The 26,590-nt window shown below is 44.3% G+C and carries 25 protein-coding genes and 1 riboswitch; of the genes, 13 read left to right on the top strand and 12 right to left on the bottom strand.

Annotated elements, in window-relative coordinates:
* Nucleotides 1–197 precede the first annotated feature (197 nt).
* From E0Z06_RS13230 to E0Z06_RS13215, 4 genes are all read right to left on the bottom strand, one after another.
* Nucleotides 198–2,351 carry a hypothetical protein gene (locus E0Z06_RS13230; RefSeq protein ID WP_132585549.1) on the bottom strand — a complete coding sequence of 718 codons (2,154 nt, stop codon included), beginning with the start codon at nt 2,349–2,351 and terminating at the stop codon, nt 198–200.
* An 89-nt stretch (nt 2,352–2,440) separates the two neighbouring features.
* The gene (locus E0Z06_RS13225) at nt 2,441–6,100 is read right to left on the bottom strand and encodes an AAA family ATPase (protein WP_132585546.1); all 3,660 of its coding nucleotides are present in this window, start codon (nt 6,098–6,100) and stop codon (nt 2,441–2,443) included.
* Nucleotides 6,101–6,197: 97 nt separating this feature from the next.
* Complete coding sequence (locus E0Z06_RS13220; protein WP_132585543.1) at nt 6,198–7,433, bottom strand: site-specific integrase; 1,236 nt, start codon at nt 7,431–7,433, stop codon at nt 6,198–6,200.
* Nucleotides 7,434–7,630: 197 nt separating this feature from the next.
* A complete protein-coding gene (locus E0Z06_RS13215) occupies nt 7,631–8,491 on the bottom strand; it encodes a YicC/YloC family endoribonuclease (protein WP_132585540.1) in 861 nt (286 codons plus the stop codon).
* Nucleotides 8,492–8,615: 124 nt separating this feature from the next.
* On the opposite strand from E0Z06_RS13215, the gene rph reads away from it, so the two are divergent.
* The 3 genes from rph to E0Z06_RS13200 all read left to right on the top strand — a co-directional run bounded on the left by rph (nt 8,616) and on the right by E0Z06_RS13200 (nt 10,583).
* Nucleotides 8,616–9,329, top strand: coding sequence for a ribonuclease PH (rph, locus tag E0Z06_RS13210; RefSeq protein WP_132585537.1), 714 nt, complete (start codon nt 8,616–8,618; stop codon nt 9,327–9,329).
* A 35-nt stretch (nt 9,330–9,364) separates the two neighbouring features.
* Nucleotides 9,365–10,012: an orotate phosphoribosyltransferase gene (pyrE, locus tag E0Z06_RS13205; RefSeq protein WP_132585534.1), complete on the top strand. Its 648-nt coding sequence runs from the start codon at nt 9,365–9,367 to the stop codon at nt 10,010–10,012.
* Nucleotides 10,013–10,211: 199 nt separating this feature from the next.
* Nucleotides 10,212–10,583 carry a diacylglycerol kinase gene (locus tag E0Z06_RS13200; protein WP_132585531.1) on the top strand — a complete coding sequence of 124 codons (372 nt, stop codon included), beginning with the start codon at nt 10,212–10,214 and terminating at the stop codon, nt 10,581–10,583.
* 7 nt (nt 10,584–10,590) lie between these two features.
* On the opposite strand, the gene slmA is transcribed toward E0Z06_RS13200, so the two are convergent.
* The 3 genes from slmA to coaBC form a co-directional block, all read right to left on the bottom strand.
* Nucleotides 10,591–11,184: a nucleoid occlusion factor SlmA gene (gene slmA / locus E0Z06_RS13195; protein WP_132585528.1), complete on the bottom strand. Its 594-nt coding sequence runs from the start codon at nt 11,182–11,184 to the stop codon at nt 10,591–10,593.
* A 174-nt stretch (nt 11,185–11,358) separates the two neighbouring features.
* Nucleotides 11,359–11,817: a dUTP diphosphatase gene (gene dut, locus E0Z06_RS13190; RefSeq protein WP_132585525.1), complete on the bottom strand. Its 459-nt coding sequence runs from the start codon at nt 11,815–11,817 to the stop codon at nt 11,359–11,361.
* A 27-nt stretch (nt 11,818–11,844) separates the two neighbouring features.
* On the bottom strand, nt 11,845–13,056 hold the full coding sequence (coaBC, locus tag E0Z06_RS13185; protein ID WP_132585522.1) for a bifunctional phosphopantothenoylcysteine decarboxylase/phosphopantothenate--cysteine ligase CoaBC: 1,212 nt from the start codon (nt 13,054–13,056) through the stop codon (nt 11,845–11,847).
* Between the two features lie 83 nt (nt 13,057–13,139).
* Here coaBC and radC point away from each other — a divergent pair, with 83 nt between their 5' ends.
* From radC to mutM, 5 genes are all read left to right on the top strand, one after another.
* On the top strand, nt 13,140–13,814 hold the full coding sequence (gene radC, locus E0Z06_RS13180) for a DNA repair protein RadC (protein WP_132585519.1): 675 nt from the start codon (nt 13,140–13,142) through the stop codon (nt 13,812–13,814).
* Between the two features lie 162 nt (nt 13,815–13,976).
* The gene (gene rpmB / locus E0Z06_RS13175; protein ID WP_132585516.1) at nt 13,977–14,213 is read left to right on the top strand and encodes a 50S ribosomal protein L28; all 237 of its coding nucleotides are present in this window, start codon (nt 13,977–13,979) and stop codon (nt 14,211–14,213) included.
* Between the two features lie 10 nt (nt 14,214–14,223).
* Nucleotides 14,224–14,379 carry a 50S ribosomal protein L33 gene (gene rpmG, locus E0Z06_RS13170; RefSeq protein ID WP_008219722.1) on the top strand — a complete coding sequence of 52 codons (156 nt, stop codon included), beginning with the start codon at nt 14,224–14,226 and terminating at the stop codon, nt 14,377–14,379.
* 95 nt (nt 14,380–14,474) lie between these two features.
* The gene (locus tag E0Z06_RS13165; RefSeq protein WP_132585513.1) at nt 14,475–14,939 is read left to right on the top strand and encodes a hypothetical protein; all 465 of its coding nucleotides are present in this window, start codon (nt 14,475–14,477) and stop codon (nt 14,937–14,939) included.
* A 21-nt stretch (nt 14,940–14,960) separates the two neighbouring features.
* Nucleotides 14,961–15,770, top strand: coding sequence for a bifunctional DNA-formamidopyrimidine glycosylase/DNA-(apurinic or apyrimidinic site) lyase (gene mutM, locus E0Z06_RS13160; RefSeq protein ID WP_132585510.1), 810 nt, complete (start codon nt 14,961–14,963; stop codon nt 15,768–15,770).
* A 1-nt stretch (nt 15,771) separates the two neighbouring features.
* Here the strand turns inward: mutM and E0Z06_RS13155 are convergent, their stop codons facing one another.
* The 3 genes from E0Z06_RS13155 to E0Z06_RS13145 all read right to left on the bottom strand — a co-directional run bounded on the left by E0Z06_RS13155 (nt 15,772) and on the right by E0Z06_RS13145 (nt 19,083).
* Nucleotides 15,772–17,388: a BamA/TamA family outer membrane protein gene (locus E0Z06_RS13155; RefSeq protein ID WP_132585507.1), complete on the bottom strand. Its 1,617-nt coding sequence runs from the start codon at nt 17,386–17,388 to the stop codon at nt 15,772–15,774.
* Nucleotides 17,389–17,468: 80 nt separating this feature from the next.
* Entirely contained in the window at nt 17,469–18,272 is an 804-nt protein-coding gene (locus tag E0Z06_RS13150) for a mechanosensitive ion channel family protein (protein ID WP_132585504.1), read from the bottom strand.
* Complete coding sequence (locus E0Z06_RS13145; protein WP_132585501.1) at nt 18,265–19,083, bottom strand: DUF432 domain-containing protein; 819 nt, start codon at nt 19,081–19,083, stop codon at nt 18,265–18,267. The genes E0Z06_RS13150 and E0Z06_RS13145 overlap by 8 nt, the downstream gene beginning before the upstream one ends.
* A 160-nt stretch (nt 19,084–19,243) precedes the next feature.
* Here E0Z06_RS13145 and mgtE point away from each other — a divergent pair, with 160 nt between their 5' ends.
* Complete coding sequence (mgtE, locus tag E0Z06_RS13140; protein WP_132585498.1) at nt 19,244–20,587, top strand: magnesium transporter; 1,344 nt, start codon at nt 19,244–19,246, stop codon at nt 20,585–20,587.
* A 35-nt stretch (nt 20,588–20,622) separates the two neighbouring features.
* Here mgtE and E0Z06_RS13135 read toward each other — a convergent pair whose 3' ends face one another.
* Together E0Z06_RS13135 and E0Z06_RS13130 are read right to left on the bottom strand one after the other, a co-directional pair.
* A complete protein-coding gene (locus E0Z06_RS13135; RefSeq protein WP_132585495.1) occupies nt 20,623–21,516 on the bottom strand; it encodes a cation diffusion facilitator family transporter in 894 nt (297 codons plus the stop codon).
* 146 nt (nt 21,517–21,662) lie between these two features.
* A complete protein-coding gene (locus E0Z06_RS13130) occupies nt 21,663–22,493 on the bottom strand; it encodes a nidogen-like domain-containing protein (protein ID WP_132585492.1) in 831 nt (276 codons plus the stop codon).
* Between the two features lie 172 nt (nt 22,494–22,665).
* Nucleotides 22,666–22,762: riboswitch (TPP riboswitch) on the top strand.
* A 41-nt stretch (nt 22,763–22,803) separates the two neighbouring features.
* Here E0Z06_RS13130 and E0Z06_RS13125 point away from each other — a divergent pair.
* From E0Z06_RS13125 to E0Z06_RS13110, 4 genes are read left to right on the top strand one after another with little or no spacing between them, the layout of a single operon-like run.
* On the top strand, nt 22,804–24,888 hold the full coding sequence (locus E0Z06_RS13125; protein WP_132585489.1) for a TonB-dependent receptor: 2,085 nt from the start codon (nt 22,804–22,806) through the stop codon (nt 24,886–24,888).
* Between the two features lie 12 nt (nt 24,889–24,900).
* Nucleotides 24,901–25,149, top strand: coding sequence for a YkoF family thiamine/hydroxymethylpyrimidine-binding protein (locus E0Z06_RS13120; RefSeq protein ID WP_132585486.1), 249 nt, complete (start codon nt 24,901–24,903; stop codon nt 25,147–25,149).
* A complete protein-coding gene (gene pnuC / locus E0Z06_RS13115) occupies nt 25,146–25,775 on the top strand; it encodes a nicotinamide riboside transporter PnuC (protein WP_132585483.1) in 630 nt (209 codons plus the stop codon). The genes E0Z06_RS13120 and pnuC overlap by 4 nt, the downstream gene beginning before the upstream one ends.
* The gene (locus tag E0Z06_RS13110) at nt 25,727–26,587 is read left to right on the top strand and encodes a phosphotransferase (protein WP_132585480.1); all 861 of its coding nucleotides are present in this window, start codon (nt 25,727–25,729) and stop codon (nt 26,585–26,587) included. Before pnuC ends, E0Z06_RS13110 begins: the two co-directional genes overlap by 49 nt.
* The last annotated feature ends 3 nt before the right edge of the window (nt 26,588–26,590 follow it).

The following is a 26,590-nucleotide window of genomic DNA, read 5'->3' as shown; positions in this document are numbered from 1 at the left end:
TCTCGAGGAAAATAAAAAACGGCAAAATCACTCAAGATGCTGATAAATATGTTTTTTTAATTTTATCTTTCTCTTTTGCGTTGCATCAGATTTGGGTTTTTCATTTTGTTAACAAATGAATTATTCTGCAAGCGAAGGCTTTATCGGATTGCGAAGAAACTAAGGCTTCTGGCAAGGTGAAGGAGGGATCCTGCTCGTTAGAGGGGACAGAAATACATAGAAAGTAACGATGTAGGTGACGAATCCAATAGAGCGTTAATGTAGAAATTTTCTTTCACATCTTCTGACGCTCCCCACGAGTCACGCAGTCGACCATCGTAATAAAGAGTAATGCCCTCAGTGTAATCGACAAAATTAGGATCTAACGGAACTTCAATAACTTCATCGCCGATTTCAAATTCGGTCCTACTGCTCAACCAACGCTCAAACATCCCATTCAAATGAGACGCTTCCATAGCATCAAAATGGAGCAATAAAGCTGCGTTCCCATTAGTAACTTTTTGATTTGCCTTATTTGGCATGCTGACAAAATCAGGTGGTGTAACAGATAAACAGAAATCTAAATCCCATACTTTCTCTATAAAAGGTAAATCTGATGAGTTTTCCACCTCTTTATTTAACCATTCTCTGTCTGTGGCATTTATTTTGTGTGCGATATCATCATAAATCTGGAAGAAAATTTGATAGGGGCCAAAACTTTTGAAAGGTGTAAATTTTTTAGCCATTTCTAGCAATAGCATGGTATTTCTTCGTGCAGTTTTGGAGATGTAATAATTTTCACCTCCAATCTCCTCAATACTAATAAGCTCTTTTTTAACATTAGTTAGTCTTAGTAAGTCTGCTGTAATTGTCTTTTTAGAGGTGCTTAATGCATCTGACGCTGCAGCGAGCAATACTCTCTCTCGGCATATGCCAAAAGTTACAATTATCTCCTCTAAAAAGCTCAATCTTTCTATTGCTTTCTGGTTCCTATCTTTATCTGACTCTGAGTTGTCATTATCTGTGGTAATAAAATTTAAGAATAACTCTTTCTCCATACCAAAGATAGTGGACCACTCGTCCTTGTAAACTAGTTCTGCAGAATATGGTTCAAATAAGGTCCAAGATTCGTCGTTAGCAATTTCGGTAATGTTTAAACTAGAGAGCTCATCTAGGTAGGTATCAGTTTCAAAAAGCAAGTCATTAGTTATTAGGGTGTTAAAGAGATTAATTGAATGGAGTCCGTTTGCTTGATACTCATTTAGATTTGCTGATACTCTTTCTTTAAGCATTTTTTCCAGTAAATCGTTCGCCTCAAACCTTTCAAAATAAAGGTATTCTTCACTAAATTCTGCTTGGCATATTTTCCCCCAATAAAAATCGTTTAGAGTAATATGGGCTATACTACGGGCTATACTGGCCAGCATGAGTCTTATTTTTTCTGGTTCAGAATTAAGTTTTTTTCCTAAGTCCTTCCTGAGTTTGTTTATTGCAATTATGTTTTTTTGAAAAATATAAATGAGCTCTTCGCAGTGCTTTTTTAATGGGTTTCTCAAGTTTTCAATTTGTATTAAGTTTAGCAGCTCTATGTCGTAGCTCAATGATGCATCTAGGTGGATTGATATTTCTCGAAATAATAGCAATGCCTGTTCAGATGGATGAGCGTCATTTCCTAATATTTTAGATATTGTGAATGCTCCACAAACCATGTTTGATATGTGCTTCGATGATGAATTTTTAACCCACGCACTTGTAAGTTCTCTATTTTCTTCTTCAGTAATTATTTTTATTAGTTTTAGTTGTGAATATATTATCTGGTTGGTGCAAAAGGAAATAAGGCTGTTCTCGAGAGCTCTAGTGCGGCAGCGATTAAGTTTTATCACTCTTTCGGTTAGATTAAGGCTGTATTGTGTTCCAGTCTTTAAGCTGACCCTTGGTAGTTCAGTAAGTTTTTTTATTGTGCCATTTAGTTTTTTTGAAAATTTAAACTGTTTGTTAACTATGGAAGAAGTGTATTCATTTATGTTTTCATGGATGTGATTTTCTGCGTCTCTGTTTAATATGATGGGGTTGAACTTTTTAAGTATATAGGATAGAAATATATCTATTTCACCGCTGTGTTTTGTGGTTTTTATCCCTTTGAACCATACTTTTTCTCCTGCCGTACTTATTTTTAAGCTGGATTTTCCTGAATCGCTAAGATATTTTAACGCTTTGTTTGTTGTAGATGCAGATATGTTTGCGTTAAATGATGTGTTGTAAGCAGATGTTAGCGCTGCTACTGAAACTCCTCGAGTACTATTCTCTAATTGATCCAGCAAAAAGTAATAAAATGTAATCTCTTCTTTTGTATTTTGCTTTTTACTAGTCATTTTGTTAAGCACTTACAAATAATCTTGACCCTAAACTAGCAAATGTCATGTTTAGAGCCAAGTAATGTTTTCACGTTCTGCTGTGTATATTAACCAAGAGATTTAAGGTTTTGTCTGGTTAAGTGCTTAGTGTGAACTAAATCAAGAGTTTCCTGATCAAGCACTTCCTTCTCAAACAACTCTTCGGCAATAGACTTTACCAGCGCCCAGTTTTGCTGCAGGTAAGCTTCACTTTCTGCATAAGCCTCATTTAACCATTTCAGCACTTCCTGCTCTACATTTTGTTGCAACATAGGCAGCTGTTTAAAATCTGCCAGGCCCAGTACGTCAGAGAAGCCGCAGTCGGATATGGCCATACGTGCCAGTTTGGTTGCCTGCTGTATATCGTGGCTGGCACCGGTGGTAATGTCGTCCTTGTCTTTACTTAGCAGCTTTTCTGCCGCCCTGCCGGCCAATAGTATTTGCAGGCGGGCTTTAATTGTCGCCCGGGTGTTGGTGGTGTCCTCCTCGTCATAGTCAAAAGCGGTGACGCCACCTGCACCCTCATGCTCCTGAATAGACAAACTGGTACAGCGCGCGTTGGGGAACCAGCGCTTATTCAGCAAATAATGGCCAGTTTCATGGTACGCGATAATCAGCCGGGTTTTTGCACTGGTAGTACTGACAGCTTTTTTATTGCCGATGGTGGCTGTTAGCAGTTGTTCGTCCAGCATAGCGACATTAAACGGCTTCTGCTCAGTTAAAATCGTCAGCTGCATATCGCGGAACAGGTTAGCAATAAAGCCAAAAGTAGCACCGCTGATTTTACGCGCAAACTGCTGCAATGCTTTTACCGGTATATCAAACTGATACTGTGCGGCGCAGTTTTTGATAAAGCGGGTTCTGGCCTGAATGTCTGGCAGGGGAATGTTCACCACTTTGTCAAAACGGCCATGACGCATAATGGCCGGGTCCAGGCTGCGGGCAAAGTTGGTGGCCGCCAGCACAAATACCGGGTTCTGGCTTTGGTTAAAGCCATCCAGCCTAGTCAGCAAGGTATTTACAGCCAGCCTGCCTAATGTGCTGCTGGTTTGCCGGTTAAGTGCCACTGCGTCAAACTCGTCAAAAAATACAATACAGGGCGCATAACGCTCGGCGACATCAAACAGGTGGTTGATATTGTCGACCACATTGCCGCACATCATATCGGCGGCGTTTACCGGTATAAAAGGCACCTGACACTCGCCGGCCACAGCTTTTGCGAAATAACTTTTACCGGTACCCGGCAAGCCTGCCAGTAAATAGCCTTTAGGCATATCCAACACAAAATTGTTATGTCCGCGCAGGGTTTGCAAAATAAAGCCCATTTGTTGTTTTAACGCATCCAGCCCAATCAAATCTTTAAAGCTAGTGTCTGGCACACAGGGCGTTTGCATAAAACCAGGTTCGAAATCTTCATGGCGAAAGCGCTGCTCGTATACCGGGTCGGTTAGTGTTACCGCAATTCGCTCAGGCTTTACATCCAGCTGGTAATCGAAGCTGACCGTCATGTTACGAGCTCGCCATTGCACCATTGTGTTAAGCAGGCGCTGGCGCTTGGCCATTTGCTGTACCAGCTGAGTCATTGCAGCCTGGCTGAGTTCGGCCAGTTGATACACCTTTTCAACGCATACCGGGGGTGTGTAAAGCGGGTAAATTACCGCACTGGCGTTAAAGCCGTAGATGGGCAGCCTTGTTGCTTGCGCTGCACTAAGGGTTTCTGCTGTTGCGTCGCAGGGTAACAGTAGCGCGGATAGTTTGCTGTTACTGGCCAGCGCTTTTAGCCTGCTGGTGCTGCTCACTACGGTACAGTGGTTAAAATGAGCTTTAAACAGCCGTTTCAGCCTGGGTTGCTGAGTCAGCACGGCGAAGTGAAAATCAGTGATGTCTTCAGTGATAGTGACTGAAATGGCCGGATCGGTATCAGCTTCTTCTACTGCCTGACAAATATGGCGCATGATCAAACTTTTCAGCTTGGCAGGTTGCGCCTTAATGCTTCGGGGTTCCAGGTTGCCGCCCAGTGTTTCTAATATCAGCTCTGCCATATTCTGCGGCCACTGAAAGCCTTGGTCTGCTAAGGCAATATCAGCAGCTTGTTCGGCCACGGCCAGTAAATTCTGCGCTGACAGCGGTTTAAATAAAGCAATGTAGCCGCCAGCCAAACGGCTGATTAACTCTGGCGATAGCCCGGGTTGGCCTGGTTTAGCGGCCAGCAGGGCTTTTAAATCCAGCATTTTGCTGTCTGTCAGTGCCTGAGCCGATGCTTTTTGGCCCAGGTTAGTGGTAAAGATAAAAAAGCACTGACTGAAGTCGACCAGATTATTTGTCGTCTGATCTTTTATCTGGCCTTTTTCTAGTAGCGTTAGCATCGCCTGAATCACACTAGTATGCGCTTTCTCAATTTCATCCAGTACAATAACAGTGCGTGGAAAGCAGATAATCTCAGTGGTTAAATCACCCAATGAGGAGTCGACATACTGTGAGCCTGAACCAAACAGCTTCATCACAGAGTTCTGTTCGCTGAACATTTCCATATTCAGTACCAACGTATGATAGCCAGCGCCGAATTCTGTGTTAACCGCCTGAGTTAGAGACTCAGCCAGTGCTGTTTTGCCTGAACCTGAAGCGCCCATAAAGGTTGCAATACCCATGCAGCCGGCTTTTTTAACGCTTAGCGAGGCGGCTACCATTTCACCTATTGACGCTACGGCTTCTTCCTGACCAAAGATACGTTGCTGACAGTACTGTTTCAGCTGACTTACTTTACGGTGCTGTGCCAATAGTGATGGCTTGGCGGCATTAAGACGAAGCAGCTGCTCTAACTGCTCTGACGGAAAATCTAGTATTAACCTGCCACGGAACAATGCGGCAAGATTCTCGTAGTCAAACTCGAATGCCATAACAGATGGGTCTGGTTGGCGGATAATGAAATACAGTAGAGCCGAGGCGTTAGGCTCGAGATTAATTTGGTTTTTCAAGCTTTGTGCATAGTGAAACCAGCTTTTGGTGCCGGCTTTGCTGTCAAGCGCATAGGTGCGTCTTTCAAGCTGCTCCAATAACTGTCTGCGCTGCTCAATGACGGCTGGCGCGAATTTTAACTCCAGCGGACTCTTGCCGGCTGCTGCGGCAATTTTATGCATGACACTGCTTAAACCGAATAATGCAGATAGCAGTATGGTCTCGTCACACATCACCAGCTCATTGTTATTGATTTCAATACGCTTGAGAATGCCGCACTGCAGGCTTTTACTGGCCAGTAAATATATAACCTGATTGGCAAACTCACGCAGTTCGTAGTTTTGCGTCTCGTACAGAATGTGGTGGGGAGGCAGTGTTAAGCTGTTGCGACGCTTACTCTGTGTCAGGTGATTAGCTTTAAACAGCGCCTTGCGTTCTTCATGCCGCCGTATTTTTTGCCAGTCTTGCTCAAAAGCACCGATGTCCTTTGCACTTACCGGTAAAACATCTGTTTTAGTGCTATCAAAAAACGGATACTGCGCATATACCGTTTCCAGGTCATCTGGCTCGAAGCATTTATCGTCTGCTTCTTCAGTGTCGGAGTCCTGCGCATCTGCAAAGAGATCTGCATCCAGCGAGGAGTGATCATCTGCGCCTGTTTGGTCAAACATGTCATCCCACTCCTTGTTAGAACGCTTAATTTCATCGAATGCTTCCTGCATTGCCTCGATGCTGCTATCAGAGATAGTGGTATTTTTGCGTGACTGACTCATAAAACCCCCTGGGGATATTCAAACCGATAGTGCTTAGGGGGTACTTTAAAAAGACGCTATGCATCTGACGCATGGCGAAGATATGTTTTTTTAATTTTTATTTTAATTGGGGTTTTACATCGATTATTGGCTTAAGTTTTTCGCTGAGTTTACTTAGCGCTTCTTTCCGCTCTTCAAAATAATCATGTTTGTTATAAATCCCCTCAACGCCTCTCAGCTTATGGTTTAAGCAGCGCTCTGCCACATGGCCTGGCACGCCCAGTTGGGCTAACATGGTGCGACAGGTGCGGCGTAGGTCGTGCACTGAGAAATGCTGTATATCGCCCATTTTGTTGGGTGGCTGTTTCTTCTTACCGGCTTCGTGGCCAAATAACTTGGTGATGGCTCGGTTAAGGGTATCTGCACCCATAAACGGGTTTTTACTGCTGCGACGGTTGGGGAATACATAAGGCGAACCTGCTGCACGAATTTCCAATTCTTTAAACCAGGTTACGCATAACTCAGGTAGGGGGATAGTTATTCCTACACCAGATTTACTACGCGCCTTTGGTAACTCCCAAATTCCTGCCTTTAGATCGATCTCTTGCCAACTGGCTTCTGTTAGCTCGCTTTTACGCACGCCAAGTGTGACTAAAAGCGCACAGGCCAGGTAATTCTCTCTGGCAAAACTATCCGTATTTTCCCGAAACACTTTAAATACCTGGGTAAGCTCTTCCAAGGTGAGTGCCCGATCTTTGCTTTGCTCTACGCCGCCGGCATCGCTTACGTTAAAGGCACTGGCCGGGTTGGCACCCACTACATCTAACTTTATACCGTGGTTAAACAACTGCTTTAAATACAGCAGGGCGTCGTTGGCAGTAGTGGGGCGGCCAGATTCGGTAATGGCTTCGATAATAAACTGGATATCACGCGCTACTACTTTGTTTGGCGCAGCAGCACCAATATGCGGTGCGATATCTTTGCGGTAAACCCGCTCGGGAATATTCGGGTGCTTAAGGCGTTTGATATTGCCTTTATGCCAGTCGGCAAATAAGTCGTCTACGGTTTGCAGTTGTTGCTGCTTGGCACGTTGTTTTAAAAACAGCGGATCAACCTTTTCTACCAGCAACTGTTTTTTCTGCATTACAGCTTCAGCCCGCGCTTCGGCCAATGTCATATTGGCGTACTGGCCTAAAGTCATCTCGCGGCGTTTGCCGTTGGAGGTATAGCGTAAAAACCAAAAAGAATTACCTGATTTAGGTACAGTTAGGTATAGGCCCTCACCATCGCCAAATCTTCCTGGTTTACCCTTTTTAATTAAGGATTCTACAGTCTTTGTAGTTAGGCTACCCATATTCCCTCTCAAATCAGTAAGTTACTTTTTGGTGAGTTACCCACCACTTGCGACCTGAGTTAGTCTAACATTCCCACCACTTTACCCACCACTTGTTTGTGGCTTTCGGTGGATAAAGGTGGATTTCGGTAGACTTGGTTTTTTATTAAGTCATTGAAATTATATGATTAATGTATTTTGGTGGATGCCGGTAGACATCATTCGATATTTTGGATCTGCTCTCTCATCTGTTCAATCAGAACTTTAAGCTCTACCGCAGCATTAGTGATTTCTGTAGTAATGGCTTTTGACGATAGCGTATTGGCTTCGCGGTTAAACTCTTGCATCATAAAATCTAAGCGTCGGCCGCAGGCGCCGCCTTTTTTCAATGCATGTTGGGTTTCTTTAATGTGCGCGTCTAAGCGGTCTAGTTCTTCTGCCACATCTGATTTTGAGGCAATAAAAGCCATTTCTTGCTCTAAACGGCTTTGGTCAAGGTCGGCTTTAATTTCATTTAGACGGTTTACAATGCGATCGCGTTGCCATTGCATGGCTTGCGGTAGGTGGCTGCGTACAAAAGCTACTTGCTCGGCAATACCGGTTAAGCGCTGCTGGATCATTTGCTCTATGGCGTCGCCTTCTCGGCCACGACCGGCTAAAAAGTCTTGCAAGGCGGCATCAAACCCAGCCAACAATTCGCCTTGTAGCGCATCGATGTCTTCGCTTTGCGCTTCCATAACACCGGGCCAGCGTAAAATATCAGCAATATTTAATTGTGCTTGCGGTGCTTTTAATAATAGCTGTTGGGCTTTTTGCAGTAACTGCTCGGCAAATACGTTATTCATGGTTAGCTCACCGGCGGCTTGGTTTGCATGAAAGCGTAAGTTTACTTCAATTTTTCCGCGTTGTAGGTTGTTGCGTAGTTTGTCGCGCAGAATGCTTTCTAAGCCACGAAATTGCTCAGGTAGGCGGAAATAAGACTCCAGATAACGTTGGTTTACTGAACGAATTTCCCACTGGGCGGTGCCCCAGCTAGCTTTGGTTTCGTGACGGGCAAAGGCGGTCATGCTATGGATCATAAAAAGCTCTCAACGACAAATAAAGGCTAAGTATACCTGAGCTGAATGGATTTTGGCGAATTGATAGCCCTTGAGTACGTTAGCCCTTATAATGCCCGCCATTGTTAATTTTAGGAGTGCAGTTATGCGTCCAAGTGGTAGAACCGCCAGTCAAATTCGTCCTTTAACCTTTACCCGTCAATTTACTGCGCATGCTGAAGGCTCTGTGTTAGTTGAGTTTGGCAATACCAAAGTAATTTGTACCGCTAGCGTAATTGAAGGTGTACCTCGGTTTATGAAAGGCCAAGGCAAAGGTTGGATTACGGCGGAATACGGCATGCTGCCACGGGCAACACATACGCGTAATGATCGTGAAGCAGCTCGCGGAAAGCAAGGCGGCCGCACCATGGAAATTCAGCGCCTGATTGGCCGTGCACTGCGCACAGCAGTCGATTTAAAACTGTTGGGCGAAAACACCATCACCATTGACTGTGACGTAATTCAGGCCGATGGCGGCACCCGCACCGCCTCTATTACCGGTGCTTGTGTTGCCTTGGTGGATGCGCTGAGCTTTATGCGTGCCAAAGGCATGATTAAAACTAACCCGCTGAATTTTATGGTAGCGGCGGTGTCTGTCGGTATTTATAAAGGTACTGCAGTAGCCGATTTAGATTACCTAGAAGATTCTAACGCTGAAACTGATATGAACCTTGTTATGACCGAAACCGGTAAAGTAATTGAAATTCAGGGTACCGCAGAAGAAGCGCCATTTAGCTTTGAAGAAATGCAGCAAATGCTCGATTTAGGCAAACACGCCATTCGTGAAATTATTGACGAGCAAAAGCGCGTACTGGCTTAAGGCTGATTTAAGGTTAGTAAGGTAATAATTACGCTATGAAACAATTTCAAATTGATTTTATTGAGTTTGCTCTGTCGCGGCAGGTGCTTAAGTTTGGTAGCTTTACGTTAAAGTCGGGCCGTACTAGCCCGTACTTTTTTAACGCGGGCTTATTTAATACGGGTAGCGATTTAGCCAAATTAGGCCGGTTTTATGCTGCTGCATTAACGGATGCCGGTGTAGCCTTTGATGTGCTATTTGGCCCGGCGTATAAAGGCATTCCTATTGCTACAACTACGGCAGTGGCGTTGGCGGATCATCATAACCTAGATGTGCCGTACTGCTTTAACCGTAAAGAAGCGAAAGCGCATGGTGAAGGCGGTAATTTAGTGGGTGCACCGCTAAAGGGACGCATTATGTTAGTTGATGATGTGATTACTGCGGGTACGGCAATTCGCGAATCTATGCAGTTAATTCAGGCGCAGGGCGCAGAGCTAACAGGCGTGTTAATTGCGCTGGATAGGCAAGAGCGCGGCCAAGGTGAATTGTCAGCGATCCAAGAAGTAGAGCGTGATTTTAATACCAAGGTTATTTCAATTGTTAGCCTGCCAGATTTAATTAATTATTTGGCTGATAAACCTGAAATGGCTGAGCACTTAGACGCAGTAAAGGCGTATCGTGCGCAATATGGTGTAAAGGCGTAAAGCAAGTCTGGTTTGGTAGTAAGACACAGTGTCAGGAAATGCTTTCTACTCCGGCTTCAAGGAGCACGTCCCTGTGCCCTTTCAGCCTGCGCGGCATCCATGCCGCTGTTGCGAAAGCATACCTGACACTAGGCTTAAATATAGTGTTGTAGCCATAAACAGCTAACTAAAAATATCTTTCCTAAGGGTTCTACTATCTATGCAAAAACCAAATGGCAGCGGCATTAGGCGTGTGTTTAAAGCAACAAAATGTTCGATGCAAGGCTTTAGCGCCAGTTGGCAGCATGAGTCGGCCTTTCGCCAAGAAATGGTATTAACGCTAATGTCGGTGCCGTTAGCGGCGCTATTAGCTACGTCGTTAAGCCAGTTTGCGTTGTTAGTGAGTGTTTGGTGTTTAGTCTTAATAACTGAACTGCTTAACTCGGCTATTGAGGCGTTAACCGACCGAGTTAGTTTAGAACGCCACGAATTATCGGGCCGGGCTAAAGATATGGGGTCTGCTGCAGTGTTTGTGAGTTTAGTAATAGTGGCGTTAGTCTGGGGCAGTGCGCTCTATGAGCGCTTTGTCTAAATAGTGCTTATATGGCAAATAACGCCTGTTGCAACAACTGCCACTGATGTGGCCATTGGCTAGTAGGCAGGCGTTTAAAGCCTGAACGAACAAACTGGTTTAGTTTACCTTCTACCGTAGCTAATAACAGATTAGCTAGCTCGCCTTCATCAATACTAAAGCTTTTACCTTCACGCAGCTTGCGTTCACGTAAGCACTGTTTGAGCTGGGTTTCTAACTTTTCAAATAATAGCGCTACCCGTTCTTGCAAGCGTTCTTGCTCGCCTTGCAGCGCGTCGCCGGTAAGAATACGACAAATGCCGGGGTTACGTTCGGCAAACACTAAAATTAGTTGTAGCATTAGCTCTGTGCGGCTAGCGGTGTCTTTATGTTCGTCTAAAATGCCATTAATACGCGATAGTAGCGTGTCTTCAATAAATTCAATTAAGCCTTCGAACATTCGCGCTTTACTGGGAAAGTGGCGGTAGAGTGCGGCTTCAGATACGCCTACTTTTTCGGCTAATGCTGCAGTAGTAATGCGCTGACCGTTGTTGCTTTGCAGCATGGCAGCCAGAGCCTGCAAAATGTCTTCTTTACGGTTAGTGCGACGTGGTGCTGGCATTGATGATCCTACAAAAGATAAACAGTGTAATTCGCTGTACGCATCTTCAGCCGAAAATACTTATTTCACCGCCTGCAAGGAGCACATCCCTGTGCCCTTTCCGGCTACGCGGCATCCCTGCCGCTGTGACATAAGTACATCGGCTTGCGATGCTTATCAGGTTCTGCGTATTAATTAGGCTTTACCCGAATGGCCAAAGCCACCTTCGCCACGCTCAGTTTGCTCAAAGCTATCAACCAAATTAAATTCAGCTTGCACTACCGGCATAAACACTAATTGAGCGATACGATCACCCGGTTCGATGGTAAAGCTTTCATTGCCGCGGTTCCACATAGAAACCATCAGCGGGCCTTGGTAATCCGAATCAATTAAGCCAACTAAATTACCTAACACTATGCCGTGTTTATGGCCTAAACCTGAGCGAGGCAAAATGGCGGCGCACAAGTTAGTGTCGCCAATAAAGATAGATAACCCAGTTGGGATCAGCTTGGTTTCGCCTGGTGCTAACTGCATTGTAGTATCAAGGCAAGCACGTAAGTCTAAACCGGCAGAGCCTGGTGTAGCGTAGGCTGGTAACGGAAATTCAGTACCAATGCGTGGATCAAGAATTTTTAAATTAATGGCTTTTTTCATTTACTGCGAACTCTTCTGAATGATCTATTATTTAGTAGAAATTTGTGCGTGAATATACTGCAATATGGCGCTGGCTAACGTGGTTTTAGATTGCAATGGCAGTGACTGTTCACCGCTAAGCGATATCAAGGTAACGGCGTTATTGTCACTATTAAAGCCTAAGCGGGTGTCAGATACGTCATTAGCGCAAATTAGGTCTAGTTTTTTTCGTTTCAGTTTATCTTTAGCATACTGCAGCACATTTTGCGTTTCGGCGGCAAAGCCAACGGTGAAAGGTCGGTTTGTGGTTAGTGCAGCAACGGTTGCAACAATATCTGGGTTTTGCACTAGCTTAAGTTCAAGCGGCGTATCACCTTGTTTCTTCATTTTTTCAGGTTCTACATTCGCCACCCGATAATCGGCTACGGCCGCGCAACCAATGAAAACATCGCTACAAACCGCTTGTGCCAGTGCTGCTTCATGCATTTGCACTGCGGTGGTGACATCAATTCGATTAACCCCGACTGGCGTCGCTAGCTGCACTGGCCCCGCAATTAACGTAACGTCTGCACCCATATCTGCGGCAGCTTGCGCTAAGGCAAAGCCCATTTTGCCAGAGCTATGGTTTGAGATATAACGTACTGGATCTATAGCTTCGCGAGTTGGCCCCGCCGTGATGGTAATTTTAACGTTCTTTAATATTGACGTTGTTTGAAAATGCGCTTCTAGCGCGCTAACCAATTGTAGTGGTTCAAGCATTCTGCCTAAGCCAATATCACCACAGGCTTGCTCGCCTGCACCTGGGCCGTAAATGTAATTATTTCGTAGTTTTAATGTTGCTAAATTTTGCTGAGTGGCTATGTTCTTATACATCTGCTGGTTCATTGCCGGCGCTAGTGCAACAGGTGCTGCGGTGGCAAGCACGCAGGTGGTAAGTAAGTCGTTGGCTAAACCATGCGCAATACGGGCAATAACATCAGCTGTAGCGGGGGCAATTAATAGCATATCGGCCCATTTAGCGAGCTCAATATGGCCCATGGCCGCTTCAGCGGCAGGGTCTAGCAGGCTGGTGCTAACCGGGTTGCCTGATACCGCTTGTAGTGTAAGTGGGGTAATAAAGTGCTGCGCTGAGTCGGTTAATATTACGCGCACATCGGCACCGCGTTCTTTTAAGCGGCGAACGAGATCGGCACTTTTATAGGCAGCAATACCGCCGGTAATACCAAGTAAAATACGTTTTTGTGCAAGCGTTTGTTGCATAACAGAGTAACCAAAGCCGGAAAAAAACTAGCGCTAAGATAACATGGAAACGCAAATTCAGCATCAATTCAGGGAGGATTTGTATGAGCATAAGGAACTGGCCAGCTAATGAGCGTCCCCGCGAAAAATTACTGGAAAAAGGCGCCGTGGCGTTATCAGACGCCGAATTGTTAGCAATATTTTTGCGCACCGGGATCGCTGGTACTGACGCGGTAACGTTAGCACGTCAATTACTAAGTCAGTTTGGCTCGTTACGCAGCTTATTGGGTGCTAGCCAAGCAGATTTCTGTTCAGCTAAAGGTTTGGGGCAGGCAAAATTTGTGCAGTTGCAAGCAGTGTTAGAGCTAAGTAAGCGTTATTTTCAGCAACAAATACAGCGTGAAACCGTGTTTAATGAACCGGCGGCAGTAAAGCGTTATTTGCAACATATAATAAGTGGTGAGCAACGCGAGGTGTTTTTGCTATTGTATTTAGATAGCCAACATCGGTTAATAAAAGCAGAACCATTATTTTCGGGCACTATTGATGCTTCTCCGGTGTATCCGCGTATTGTAGTTCAGCAAGCGTTAGCGCATAATGCAGCCGCTGTTATTCTGGCACACAATCATCCTTCAGGCGTTGCCGAACCCAGTCGGGCCGACAAAGCCATTACTGAACGCTTAGTTCAAGCATTAATGTTGGTTGATATCAAAGTATTAGATCATTTTGTTGTTGGCGATGCTGATGTGATCTCCTTTGCTGAACGTGGCTGGCTGTGACAAACGGGCGAGATCCCGTTTAGATCCTTGCGCGCGAACAAAGATTTTGCTTGAATAGCGGGCTTAATTCGTGTATAAATTGCGCCCTCTCTTTTGGGGCGACCTTCTTGGCCGGAAGGGTGATGACAGCTCGAGCTGATAAAATATTGGAGAATTATTGACATGTCTAAAGTGTGCCAAGTAACTGGCAAGGGTCCGATGGTAGGTAACCGTCGTTCACACGCTAACAATGCTACCAAGCGCCGTTTCCTGCCTAACCTGCAAACGCACCGTTTCTGGGTTGAAAGTGAAAACCGTTTTGTTACATTACGTACTTCTACCCGTGGTATGCGTATTATCGATAAAAAAGGCATTGATGCCGTTTTAGTTGATGTACGTGCTAACGGTCACAAGGTGTAAGGAATAGAAAATGCGCGATAAAATTCGTTTAGTTTCTTCTGCCGGTACTGGTTTCTTCTATACAACTACGAAGAACAAACGTACCATGCCAGAAAAAATGGAAATAAAAAAGTTTGATCCTAAAGTGCGCAAGCACGTGATTTTCAAAGAAGCGAAAATCAAATAATCAAACACAGAAGCCCGGCTAACGCCGGGTTTTTGCTTTCTACGCCCTGCCTACGTTATTATGCTGCTGTCTTTGCCTACTGAGCGGCTTTTTGTATGTTAAAACTGTCTCGCCGTAACTGGAATAATGTACTGATTTTAGTCGTACTGGTATTAATGTTTGTACTGTACGGTATTCCGCAGCGTTTACAGCAGTTAAACGCGTCTGAGCAGCGGTTAATCCCCGCTGACACAGAGCTATTAATGGTTGCCTTTGCCCAGCAGCGGTTAATCAAAGCCGGCCCAGTTTGGCAGTTGCAACCAATTAATATGAAAAATAGAGATGCCAGCCAGCTCGCGTTAGCGTGGCAACACAGTGTATTAACTCCAGTAAGTGTTCCGGCTAATAAAAGCCGTATACCAATAGCGCAGGCCAGTGTGCAGCTGGTAGGGCAAAGGGCTCCACTGATTTGGTTGTTGTATCCAGATAGCGATGCTGAGCTGTTTTTATTGCAAGAGGCAGGGCAAAGTCAGTTTTACCAAATAACCGCCGCCCAGGCAGCATTATTATTTTTGTTGTAAAAAAGCGAGTTGGAGTAACCCGTGCCGGAATTGCCAGAAGTAGAAGTATCGCGTCAGGGCATTAGTCCCTACCTTGAAGATCATCACTTAGTACAAGTTATTGCTCGGCAACGTCAACTACGCTGGTGGATACCTGATGAGGTGCTGGCACAGCTTAATCAACCTATACTATCTGTTACTCGTCGGGCTAAATACTTACTTATTCAACTGCCATTAGGTGACATTGTTTTGCATTTGGGTATGTCGGGCCATTTAAAGGTGCTGCCAAAAGGTACGCCAGCTACTAAGCATGATCATGTGGATTTAGTGCTATCCAGCGGAATGACGCTTAGATTAAATGATACGCGTCGCTTTGGTGCGGTTTTATGGCAACCTAAAGGTGAAGTGCATCCGCTGTTGGCTAAACTTGGGCCTGAGCCATTAAGCGATAGTTTTAATATTGAGCAATTAGCGGACGCTTTTGCTAAACGTAGCACAGCAGTAAAACAAGTATTAATGGATAACCATGTGGTGGTGGGTGTGGGTAATATTTACGCCAATGAAGCCTTATTTAAAGCCGGTATACTGCCGACAAAACCTGCGAAAGAAGTAAGCCTGCAACAACTAGAAGCCTTAGTGCCGGTAATTAAAACTACGTTAGCAGAGGCGATTAAACAGGGGGGTACTACGTTAAAAGATTTTAGCCAAGCTGATGGTAAACCAGGCTATTTTGCCCAACAGTTATTAGTTTATGGCCGGGGCGCAAAGCCTTGTATAACCTGCAGCACAGTATTAAATGAAATTCGTCTTGGCCAGCGTAGCACGGTATTTTGCGCGCAGTGCCAGCGCTAAATTAGAAGCTTTGGTTGGCGGTGATCCTAATTTCTGTCGAGCTTAGGTTATTGTTGTCGCTTAATGCTTTGGTTAAATCGATATGGATCATGGTGCCGCGGCTAGAGTGACTAGACAGCAAGCGCACACCCGCACCAATACCTACTAAAGTGCCGCCGGTCGAGGTATTGGCATCTTGCTCTTTTGTTTGCCATATTTTTCCAGCATCAAGATAGCCTGCAAAAGCCACGTCTAGTAATTGCCACAATGACCAGCCGGTATAATGCCGATATTCTGCGGTAATAACGGCCCGAGACTTGCCGCTACGAAAGTAAGCGGGGTAGGCGCGTAGCTGATCTTCGCCGCCAATATACAAGGGCTCATCACGAAATGGGTTTTGTCCCTTATCAAGCGTTAGCTTGCCAACAATAGTGTTGTAGTCGTTAAGTTGCTTAACCAGTTGCCAGTGAGAGTTAAACAGAAACTGCGTTTGTTCAAACTGACGCTGAGTATAGCTAGCGTCGGATAATAACCATAAATCTGTTGCTAGCTGCCAGTTTTTAGTTGCGCTAATCGACCAAAATAACGCATTAACGTCTGCTCCCAGCATTTCATTATACTGGCCAAGTTTTGCATTAAATTGCCAGCCTAAGTTGAAGTCTTCCGTGCGGTTAAATGAGTTGATGTTGTACAGTTTTTTATATTTGGCTTGAATATATTCGTACTCTGCCCAGTAGCCAGTTAGGTTTCTATCTTCGGCGAAGCCAAATAGAGTACGGTCATTTTCGTAAAATTTGTGGCTATTTGCCTCAAAAGCAAACTTTAAGCGGTGCACATGCTTACTATTAAGATTAAGTTTGTAACCAAGTTCAGCCTTAAATTTGTTGTGTTGGCGCTCATAGCTGTTGTATTCCTCGCCGGCATCATATTCGTTAACGTCTTCAGATATACGTTCAATATCAAAGCCTAAAGCCCAAGGTGAGGATAGCCGGTAAAATGGGCGATTAATTCCCAGTCGATAGTTATTACCATCACTATTTTTACTGTAGGCTACGGCGCTATTCCAAAAACTACCAAACATATTAGGTGATAAAAATACAAAACCTGCTCCGCTGCGTTCACTGTCATGCTTATATTCTAAGTTTAGGCGGTTGCCCGTACCTAGTAAGTTATCTTCATCAATGCCTATGGCACTTTTACTGCGCCCACCTTCACTAGAAAAATCGAGCGTTGGTAGTAACGACCAATTATCCCAAGTCGACACATTAACAATCACGCTGTTGCTCTCGGTACAATAATGGGTAATGCGTACTTCTGCTTCACGAATGTAACGTCGACTACGTAATAAGCGCTCGGTTTCAGCTAAGTCTTTTAACCGCAGAGTGTCTGAGGGCTGAAATAACAAATCATCTTCTAATACCGATTCTTTAGTGATGGTATGGGTATAGTTAGCAAATTCATGTAGCCAAAAAGAATGTTTGTCAGTTAAGTCAAATACGTTGTTTGCTGTGTAAGTAATACTTTTTATCGTAACGTTTTGCTCATCAACCAGAAAGTTATTGTCAGCAACAGCTTGGCATTCAGCTTGGGCTTGGCCGGCTAAAAGTAGCATGACTGCTGTAGCGACAAGGTTTTTCATTGGTTACTCCATAAGCCGTTATCAGTCGACTGTAGTTATGTTGCCTTAAGGTAACATTAACGTTTAACTTCAGGGAGATATTAATTTTTTTGTTGGTGAAGGTATACCGTACGCTGCGGAAAGGGTATATCAATACCTGCATTATCAAACGCAATTTTTATTTCTTCCTGCAAGCTATTACGTAAATCACGAAAGTTTTCTCGTTTAGCCCATACTGAAAATTGAATATTAAGCGCCGAGTCGCCAAAGCCAACAAACAAAAATATAGGTTTGGGTTCATCAAGGCATAACGGATTTTTATCAGCCACTTCAGTTAAAATACGCCGTACTAACGAAATTTGCTCCTTATATGCAACGCCCATTTGTAAATCAAAACGACGTATTGGAAAGCGTGTCAGGTTGGTGACCTCACTTTTTATTAGCGTTTCATTGGGTATGCGCACAAATAAGTTATCAAAAGTACGCAACTTAACTGACAGTAAATCTATCGACAACACTTCGCCGGTGGTGTTACCTATTTTTATCGTGTCGCCTAGGCGAAAGGATTGTTCGCCAATAAGAAATAAACCACTAATTAGATTAGACGCTGAAGTTTGTGAGGCAAAACCAATAGCAACCGATAATACGCCAGCAGCGCCTAATAAAACGCTAAGTGAAAACCCCAGTTGTTGTAATGCTGAGGCAAAAAATAATGCTAGAACTAGCCAATAAACCAGCCGTTTAAATAGCACTATATGGTGCTGCGAAAAGTTTTTGCTAAAAAACCGACTGACTGCGCGCGACGCGATACCGGCAACAAGAAAACCAGCAAGTAGTAATACACCGGCTTTAATCATGCTGCCAATTTGTTCGGATTGTAACCACTGTATTAGTTGTTCAGTCATGTTCACCTCGTCTAGTGGTTAATATATCGGCAAAAGCACGAAATAAGTTGTGCTTCTCTGATTTTAGCATTGGTTCTGATAGCAAGGTTGCACCAGCGGCATCGCTAGCTGATAGCTTACCGGTACGAAAATGTGTTAGTGGCTCAAGTTCTTCATGTTTAAGGGTTATCGGGTTAGTCCACAGGTTGCCATCTGGCAGCGCATATAAAGATAAATAGGGTACTGGCACACTAATTTTGTCGATACTGAGCATTTTGCTGGAATTATTATGAATAGTTACCGGAGTAATGGCGCGATATGAGCGCTGAGGTAACTCCGCTTTGGTATGGCGAGCATTGCTTTTATCAGCATAGCAAAGCTCACCCACTTGGGTAGATGGGCCAAACCAAGTGTCGGACAAGCGTTGTACGATAATATCTTGCAGCACAATGTCTGGCTGTTTTAACATTAACCTTACTGATACCGGCGAACTAATGTAAAATGTAGTTTGCTCATTGGGCGGTAAGTTAACCGGTTGAAATGTTTTTACTACGATAGGACGATCTAACAGTTGGGGCAATAACTGGTAAATTGCTGGGCTTTGTTTGAATAAATAGCGCTGGCAAGTTAGATGCACTGGGATCATGTTTACTGCGTTGTTAAACCGCGGGTTTGCTTTTTCTTCTGTGTTATATTCATACGCTAACAACCATTGCTGGGCTTGGCGTTGTACATAAACATGCAGTGGCCCTATGCGATAGTGCCAACAAGTGTTTATAGTCAGCTCCTGTGGTTGCCACCAAGAGTGGAGGTTTGTTGTTGTGCTTAACATTTATATACCTATAACTACGCTTTTTGCCATATTAGCAAAGAACCTGAGCTAACGCCCAATGCGATATTCAGTTGTGATTCACTGCTATGCTATTATAAAATAGCGTGAATTTTTCTTATTTAGCAATACGTTAATTTATTAACGCGGAGGTGACACTGCTATGGAACTACCAGCATTAATCACCACGCTGCGCAGTGCGCTGGAATCAGACACCGTACCTCTGCTTAGAGAGCAGCTTATTGATGTGCATCCAGCTGATTTAGCGTCTGCTTTGGTTGAGTTTGAGACCAGCGATTTATGGACGCTATTAACGGTATTTCCCCGTGCTGAACAGGCCAAGGTGTTTGGCTACCTGCCACCAGAAGAGCAGGTTAATTTATCTATTCGTATCAGTAGGCGTAAATTAGCGCCGATTATTCGGCAAATGCCGCCGGATGAACGGGCGGCGCTGTTTCACCGGTTAAGTGACGAGCAACGTGAAACGTTACTGCCAGCCTTGGCGCAAGCTGAGCGTGAAGACCTACTGCGTTTAACCGCTCATGAGCAAGGTACGGCCGGTTCGATTATGACATCGGACTACGCTATTTTAGCGACGGATTTAACGGTTGCGCAATCGCTTGAATCGTTACGTCGTGAAGCACCGGACAAAGAAACCATCTATTTTGCTTATGTAGTAGATCATCATCGTAAGCTTATTGGTGTGGTGTCGTTGCGCGATCTTATTCTTGCGCCAGTATCGATGCCAATTATCGAATTGATGAACCAAGATCCTATTTGCGCCAGCGTCGATATGCCGCAAGAAGAGGTTGCGGCGCTTATTGCGAAGTACGACTTATTAGCACTGCCCATTATTAATAACCAAGAGCAAATGGTAGGTATTGTTACCTACGATGACGCGATGGACGTTGCCGAAGAAGAGGCTACGGAAGACTTTCACAAAAACGCGACCATCGGCAAGTTAGAAAGTAGTGTAAAAGATGCCAGCATTATGCTGTTGTATCGCAAGCGCGTACTGTGGCTAGTCATATTGGTATTTGGTAATATTTTCTCTGGTGCGGGTATCGCTTATTTTGAAGGCACAATTTCTGCTCATTTAGCATTGTTATTTTTCTTGCCACTGCTAATTGGTAGTAGCGGTAATGCGGGGGCACAATCGGGCACGTTAATGGTACGGGCATTAGCTACCGGCGATATTAAAATGCGTGACTGGGGTGCACTGCTGGGCAAAGAATGTTTAGTTGCAGGCTTGCTGGGTTTTACTATGGCCGCAGCCGTTGTCGGCTTAGGCTGGTGGCGCGGTGGTTATGATATTGCGATAGTGGTGGCGATAACCATGATGTTTGTCGTGATGGTAGGTAGTTTAATTGGTTTATCACTGCCATTTTTACTAAGCCGGTTTAACCTTGACCCAGCAACAGCAAGTGGGCCACTTATTACCTCTATCGCCGACGTGGCGGGGGTAGTGCTGTACTTCTCTATTGCTACTTGGTATCTGGGGTTGTAATTATAATGCCGACATAGCGGCTAAAATAATAGCCGCTATGTTGGTACATTATAAGCAGTGACGCCGTTAGCAAGCTCTTTGGGTTCAACGTGGACAACTAACTCAATACCAAGCTGTAGCAACGCAATTTCAGCTTCGTCTGCTAACTTATGGGCTTTTTCTACCGTCCAGTGTGCTGGAACCTGCATATCGGTTTGGGCAAATTGTAGTGTGGCTGCAGCTCGAGTACGTAGATGAATAAAGCTTACTTCCGAGCCGCCGATTGTGGCTAAAGCCTGTTCAATTTTAGTAATATCCTCATCAGGCAGGGCTTTATCCATTAAGCCATTAGCTGCACGATACAAAATGCCATACCCTTCATGCACAATATGCAAAGCAACAGCAATAGCCACTAAAGGGTCAAGCCAGCTATAACCGCTTATTGCGGCCACTGACACACCAACTATAACACCTACAGTAGTCCATACGTCGGTCATTAAATGTTTACCGTCGCCCTCTAATGCTGGTGAGTTATGCTGTTTGCCACCCCGCAGTAATAAAAGCGCTATAGCTAAGTTAATTAAACTCGCCAATACCGTAAATGCGGTACCTATGCCCAGAGTAGAAATAGGTTGCGGGTTTATTAAGCGCTCAATGGCAGTAATACAAATAGCAAATGCAGCAAGCAGTATCATGCCGCCTTCAAAAGCTGCTGATAAGTATTCCGCTTTACTGTGACCATAAGGGTGGCTGTCATCAGCGGGGCGTCTTGCTAGTGTAACCATAAAGAGCGCAAAACCAGCGCCGGCGACATTAACCACTGATTCAATAGCATCAGATAAAAAGCCAACTGAACCGGTAATGTACCAAGCTAAGGTTTTTAGCGCCATGGTGACAAAGGCAGCTAATAAAGACAGTAATAATAGTTGGCGAGGGCGCAGGTTTAGCATAGAGATGAGTCGCAAATAGTCAGTATATTGTTGCAGTGTAGAGTAGCTATTTCGCAATGTCATGCGTTGAAGTAAAAGCGGTAAAAACACAAGGTAATAAAACGCTGCTGAGGCGTTAAGACACCGTCAGCAGCGCTTGGGTATTGCTATACGCTTTTTTTAAGTAACTTTCTGCCGCCAAGAAGCATTAAACCTGAGGCTAGTAAAATGATAGAACCAGACTCTGGCACTGGATTAGGTGTAGGGTCAACAACAATGTTACCGTTACGCGCAGTAAAAACGTAACGACCATCGATATCGCTATTGTAACGATTATTAATTAATGAATTTATACCTGAGTTTAAGAAGGCACCGTTGACCGCAGAGCCCGCTAATTCATAAAACGTACCTGGATTATTTGTGCCGTTGGAAAAGCCAGCACGAGCAGATGAGCCACCTAAACCGTTTTCATCTGAATCACTGGCAGTTCCGGCTTCCCACATAATATTGTCGTAGTTAAAAATGATGTCAAAATCACCTGCAGCAATATCACTTCTGTCGACTAAAATTAACTGAAAGCTATTAAAGTTAGTATGCGTTGAATCGCTGAAATAGTAATCAACATCAAGCCAGTTTACGGCAAAAGCGTTAAAGCCGTTAAGCTGGCCTTGGCCGTAAGTGACTAGCTCACCAGCATTGCGAGTATCTACGTCTGCGAAAAAAGGCGCAATAATTTGCTGTCCAGTTGAGGTTAAGTCAAAAGGGGTGTAAGCAGAGATTGGGCTATCAAACGTCACGTTACCGTTGTTGTTTACATACAAATCACTGAATACTAAACCGAAAAAGTTTACGTTAAAACCAATAGACACTAGCCCAGTAGAGCCGTCATCGTTACCCGGTAATGTATTATCGTTAAAACCAGTAATAATGGCGCCAGCAAATGCTGGGGCGCTTAATGACAAAGCGAGAATTCCAGTTGAAAGTAATTTTTTTAACATTTTAATCTCCAACACTTAACCATTTTAATTGTTATTTTACTAAGGCATGAAGTATGCCAATAAATTACTCTATGTTTTTCAGTTGGATATTAATTGTTAACAACAAGATATGTAAAATTAGCTGTCAGTTTTTCCTACGATTGCAGTTAATCTAGAAAAGCTCTACACTTGCCGCGCAACCAAGGGGTGCAATTGCTGAGATGCCGAAAGGCGAACCCTATGAACCTGATCCGGATTATACCGGCGGAGGGATGGTGCTAACTCCTCATGCTGGTGTGATCTCTATGTTGTTTTGGAGACTCATACAAAAATGCGTTTTATACCTAGTTTAATCACGCTGACAATGGCTATTCCTGTAGTAGCTACTGCGGAGCAAATCAACCTTGATGCTGCGTCGCTAGAACGCATTGAAGTGCAAGGTGACTTTCGTCGTCATTCCGTTCAGCAACTTTCGGGTAGTATTGCCGTGCTTACTGACGATGACGTTAAACGAACTTCAGCACAGCACCTTGATGATTTACTACACCAGTTTGCCAATGTTAACTATACGTCCGGCGCGTCTCGCGGTCGTTATTTGCAAGTACGTGGCGTGGGTGAGCGTAGCGAATACTCCGATACTATTAACCCGTCAGTTGGGGTGTTAATTGATGGCATTGATTACTCAGGTATGGGCATTAGCGCAATACATGATATTGCGCAAATAGAGGTTTTTCGTGGCCCTGAAGCAACCCGTTTTGGTGCTAATGCGTTGGCCGGTATGCTAAATTTAACAACCAAAGGGCCATCCATAGCGCCTGAAGGTAAGTTTAGTGCTACGTTGGCGAACTATGATAGTTACCAATTAGCCGGCTTGTTTAGTAATGCCATCAACGACAGCCTAGGTTTTAGCCTAGCGTTAGAACAGCAAACCTCAGACGGCTTTATTGAAAATGGCTACTTAAACCGTAATGACACCAACAATATTGACGAATTTACGGCACGCTTTAAATTACGCTATCAGGTTAATCAGCATTTAATGCTGCAATTAATTACGCATTTAGTTGATCAAGATAATGGCTTCGATGCGTTCTCGTTAGACAATAATCGCACTACGCTATCAGATGAACCAGGCCAAGATATAATTCGTAGTAAAGCCTTAGCGCTGCAAGCTGAATATACCGGTGCTGAATATTTTACCGCGTTTGGTCAAATTAGTTGGTTAGGTGCAAATAGCGATTATGGTTTTGACGAAGACTGGGCTTATGCGGGTATTCATCCAGATGAATATATATCAACTGATCGCTATTTACGTGATCGTGAGCAGCTAAGCGTTGATTATCGTCTGGTATCTACACCCGAAGGTAAGCTTGGTAATAGCGATTGGGTGTTTGGTATTTACGCAGCTAATAAACAGTTTGATTTAACGCGTATTGTTTTTCACAAAAATCGTCAGTTTGATAACGAACTAATACGGCGGAATTTAGCTGCCTATGCTGAATTAACTACACCGTTAAACCCAGGCTGGAGTGTAATTACAGGTTTACGCGCTGAACGTTATGATGATGACTATGCCGATACCAGCGGTAATCAGATCCAGAACCACGATACTATGTGGGGCGCAAAACTCAGTTTAAACTATCAAGTTAATCAACAAGCCTTAATTTATTTATTAGCATCGCGCGGTTATAAGGTTGGTGGTGTTAACGGCGAAGCCTTGTCTAAAGCGAAAGATAACGATTTAGCTGCACTACAAACCAAAGCCAGTTTTGCCCCTGAAACGCTATACAACGCCGAGTTTGGTGTAAAAGGCAGTGCTTTAGATCAAAGCGTGGTTGCGCGTGTAGCTGCGTTTTATATGTGGCGTGATGATATGCAAGTTAAAGGCTGGCTAAACCCGAATAGCGGCCCAGAGTTTTCCGGTTTTATTGATAACGCGGGTAGTGGCCGTAACTACGGTATTGAAATGGAAAACCGTATCCAGGTAAATTCACACTTAGCTGTGTTTATTAGTGCAAGTTGGCTTAAAACTAAGCTAGGTAATTACACGACCATTGCTGGCGACGATTTTACCGGGCGCGAGCAAGCGCAAGCACCACGGTTTCAATACAGCGTTGCTGCTGATTGGTATATCACTGAGCCACTAACCTTTAATATTAGCCTGCAAGGTAAAGATGAGTTCTTTTATTCTGACGGCCATAGCGCGCGCTCGTCACGTTACGAGTTAGTTAATCTGCGCTTAAGTTATCAGTTAGAGCAATGGAATTTAGCCCTGTGGAGCCGCAACGCGCTAGATAAAGACATTGGTGTACGTGGTTTTTACTTTGGCAATGACCCCCGCGATGGCTACGAGGCGCATACTTACGAGCAATTTGCTGAACCCCGCCGCATTGGCGTTAGCGCTAGCTATCAATTTTAATTGGAGATAAGCATGAAATTAACTGTAGAAATAAGTAGCTATCCATTAGCGGATGATTATCTCACTCCAATTAAAGATTTTATTGATCAGTTAAATCAGTATCCGTCAATTTTAGTGTTAACCAACACGTTAAGCACGCAGTTATTTGGCGAATATGATGACGTTATGCATGCCTTACAGGCATGTATTAAATGGTCATATGAAAAGTACGGTAAAGTGATTTTTGTTTGTAAATTTTTACACGGTGACTTACGGCCATGAACCAGCTTATCTCGCAGGCTATCGAGCAATGGCAACTTATGCACAGCATTGAGCTGATAGCAACGCTATTGGCGTTAGCCTACGTGATACTGGCACTAAAACAAAGTTTATGGTGCTGGCCAGCGGCGTTACTAAGCACTGTGCTATTTACTCATGTTATGTGGCAATCGGCATTGTTGTCGGATGCCATTTTGCAGTTGTACTATGCCGGTATGGCACTTTATGGCTGGTGGCGTTGGCAACAGTTACGCCAAGCAGCGCCGGATACTCGCGGGCCGGTGTATGAATGGCATTGGCAAAGGCATTTGGGCTTAATTGTTATTACAGCAATAGCAGGCTGGGTGCTAGGCGTGGTAATGCACAACTATACCCAGGCCGACTTTGCTTATATTGATGCTCAAACCACCGCTTTTAGTGTAATGGCAACCTTATTAGTAGCACGTAAGCTGGTATCTAATTGGTTGTATTGGGTGGTGATAGACGCCGTATCAATTTATATTTATGCACAAAAACACCTGTATTTTCTTACTGGCTTGTTTATGCTGTATACGGTTATTGCAATTGCAGGGTACTTTATATGGCGCAGTCATTATCAACAGCAGCCGACCATGAAATTGAGCATGTAACGCGCTTATGTCAGCGGCTAGAATTTTTTGTTAGCCAACCGCCGTTAAAAGTCCGTGCTTTATCTCAGGGCGAAAGTAACCAAAGTTTTTATGTAAGCACTGCGCACGATGAATATGTGCTGCGTAGTTATCCGGTCGGCTCTGATATCTGTCGACATCAAGAACTACGCTGTCAGCACGCAGCTGCGGCAAAGGGGTTAGCACCTGCACCGCTTTGTTTAAATAATCATTATCAAGTTATGTTAAGCGAGTATATTCCAAACGGTGTGGCTTTTGATTATACCCAGCACGGTTCAACCTTACTATTAACTGCACTTGCTGCCTTTCATCAATTGTCGGTACAAACACCGCAACTTGAATACCCCAGATATTTACAGCAGCTAATTAAGGCCGTGCCAACCACATTCGTTATAGAGCCGTTGTTATTGGCAGCGTTGCAGCGTGCCGCCACAAAACTACAGCTATTGTCGGCTGACATTGTGTTATGTCATTTAGATTTACATGCGGGTAATTTGTTGTTCGCAGCAGACAAGCTCTGGCTACTTGATTTTGAATACAGCCAATTAGCTGATAGTAGTCTTGATCTAGCGGCGGTAAGTTTACATTTTAATTTGACCGAGCAGCAAGAACAGTTAATGTTAGCGGAATATGTGGGCTATCGCGGTTTAGCTGAATTGTTAGAGCCACTGCGTAGCAAGTTATTTTTAGCAAAACAACTTTACTGCGGCTTTTGCTGGTTATGGTACTTAGCGGTTCCCGGTTATGAAGCGCAGGCCAAGCGCTGGCAGCAGCGCTTGCAACACGTAGAATAATTG

Source organism: Rheinheimera sp. D18 (genome assembly GCF_004345025.1).
Taxonomy (GTDB): domain Bacteria; phylum Pseudomonadota; class Gammaproteobacteria; order Enterobacterales; family Alteromonadaceae; genus Alishewanella; species Alishewanella metallidurans.
Note: the sequence above shows the minus strand (reverse complement) of the source record. Positions and strands in the feature narration are given on the sequence as shown.